This is a genomic window from Acidocella aminolytica 101 = DSM 11237 (genome assembly GCF_900129125.1).
Taxonomy (GTDB): Bacteria; Pseudomonadota; Alphaproteobacteria; order Acetobacterales; family Acetobacteraceae; genus Acidocella; species Acidocella aminolytica.
Genome location: NZ_FQVJ01000088.1, coordinates 1 through 2118, shown reverse-complemented (window position 1 = coordinate 2118; position 2118 = coordinate 1). Strand labels below are relative to the sequence as shown.

Sequence of the window (2118 nt, the reverse complement as noted above, 5' to 3'; positions counted from 1 at the left end):
GATCATGCATTTACTCCTTTTTGGCGGCGCGTTCCTGCGGTGGGAACCTTGACGGCGCAGGTATCTTGATCCTGCGTTAATTTGGTGGGCTTTACGGCTAGATCGTCCATAATAGGGCAGTTGGGGCGCTGATCTCCACGGCAATGATCCGCGAGGTGCTCGACTGCCCGCAACATAACTTCCATCTCGGCGATCTTGCGGCGGAGGGAGGTGGCGTGATCGAGTGCGATCCGCTTCACATCGGCACTGGTGCGCGCCTCATTGCGCCAGAGCGAGAGCAGACGTTCGATATCGGCAATCGAGTATCCGAGATCACGTGCCCGCCTGATGAATCGAAGCGTATGGATATCGCTTTCGGTATAGGGGTTCTAAGCCGGAACCGCCGAAAATTCCGTCAGCCGATCAACGTGGCTTGTCCCGCGCCCGGTCGATGGGGTAGACCCAACAGTCGTGTCACTAGCCGCCATTTCGATCACGGCAATGCCAGCCGGACGTCACGTCCAGATTGTTCCGGTCTGGATGAGGCCGACTGACGTCTCGGATGACGGGTGGCATACAACTGCTGTGAGTCCTGCAGGGGGGCAGCTGCCTGACCGGACGGCGAGCATCAGCCCATCTCATGTATTAGTCATGTCAGCTTTGACACTGCGCACGCGACGGCACCCGACCCGTTGCAGACCCCCAGACATATGGAAAGCTGACGCTCAACGTGGAGTTAGCCGGCGCGGCGCGGCTTCATCGCGCAGCGTCCGTGTTGATGGATGGGTTAGAACTCTCTGGGGCACACATTTGAGAAAGACTATTTTTCAGCCAACGCAAAACCCGCGTTGCCAGATGCAACCACTGAGACAAATACAAACGGCACTGGACTAGTATTTAGAGCGCCATGCACTTGGCCAGGTTTTGCTATGGCAATATCTCCAGCCTTTAGATGAGCGACTTTGCCGCCTCCTTGGTAATACTCAGCCTCTCCAGAGATAACCGTCCAAGTATCTTGGCCGTCCGGGTGAACATGAGCGGTTATTTCTTGCCCAGGATGGGCATGCCAAACAACAACTGCTGAGTCCTTGGTTTCCAGAACCACTGAACGAATTGGTTCGCCGTCAGACGGACGAATATATTCTGTTACCGAAAATATTCTTGATTCCATTTCCATATCCACTCCAAAAATCAATTTGGCTTGAGAAGTTATTACAGAACAACTGTATCCGAGAGTTCTACGTTGCCGATAACCGGCCCGAAACGGCGGCGCAACGCGCCGCTGTTGGGGGTCCGTGTTCATCGGCGGGTTAGACCTGTGCTTGCGTAAGACGAATATCGACTTCTCGGTCGACGTATTTCCATTCCTCTGACGCACGCAGTTCGGAAAGCAGCCTGTTGAACTCAACCTCATGAATTGGCGCGTATTCGAACCAATTCAGAAAATCGAACGGTTCATTCTCTGAGAGGTCGCGGCAGTGGTGGAGCTTGCGCGCTACTGCAGGCAAATACTGAAGCCCGATTTGGACGTGCTTCGACTGTTCGAAAACGCTCCGGCGTTCGTCTTGCGTGAGCTCCCACCAAGCTGCGTTCTTCCGGATCGGTATTAGCGCACCGCACGTTGCTTCTGGGCGCGCCAGACCTTGCTGCTTCGCTACAATTTCATTCTTCTCTGCGCGCATGACATATCGTTCATTGCTGGTTATTCCACGAAGTATCCAGGGTGCATTGGTTTCAGACTGCAACTCTGAAGCGGATACGACGTTGAGCCTTTTGGCTTCAGGCAGGGGCTCGCCAACTCTCGTTTCGGCCCTGACAATCCGCCAAGGGCCAATGTCTGCGCCGACGAAAGCAAATAATCGTGTATCCATTTCAATCTTTCATGTGTGAATGTTTTAACTCTTGCAGCTTCGAAGAACCTATCTGCCGATCCCGTGCTTGTGCATCATCGCCTCCGCGCAACTGCGACGACCGCCCGCAGCAATCACATTGAACTTTCGAATCGAAACTGCTGAAGCGAACCTACGCGGACGTACGGCCGCAGTCCAGGGGTTACGCATGAAAATTTCGGGCATAGTTGACGGCATGGAATCGGGTGTGATTCGGGGAGTCTCCTTGAGATTGGGAGACGTGCATGTC

3 protein-coding genes are annotated in these 2118 nt (G+C 54.2%); all 3 read right to left on the bottom strand.

Annotated features, from left to right (window positions below):
* Positions 1-2 precede the first annotated feature (2 nt).
* The 3 genes from BUB54_RS19680 to BUB54_RS19665 all read right to left on the bottom strand — a co-directional run bounded on the left by BUB54_RS19680 (position 3) and on the right by BUB54_RS19665 (position 1850).
* A complete protein-coding gene (locus tag BUB54_RS19680) occupies positions 3-329 on the bottom strand; it encodes a MerR family DNA-binding protein (protein ID WP_241869487.1) in 327 nt (108 codons plus the stop codon).
* Between the two features lie 470 nt (positions 330-799).
* Entirely contained in the window at positions 800-1156 is a 357-nt protein-coding gene (locus BUB54_RS19670) for a cupin domain-containing protein (protein WP_012435589.1), read from the bottom strand.
* A 133-nt stretch (positions 1157-1289) separates the two neighbouring features.
* Positions 1290-1850 carry a chlorite dismutase family protein gene (locus BUB54_RS19665; RefSeq protein ID WP_011514928.1) on the bottom strand — a complete coding sequence of 187 codons (561 nt, stop codon included), beginning with the start codon at positions 1848-1850 and terminating at the stop codon, positions 1290-1292.
* Between the last annotated feature and the right edge of the window lie 268 nt (positions 1851-2118).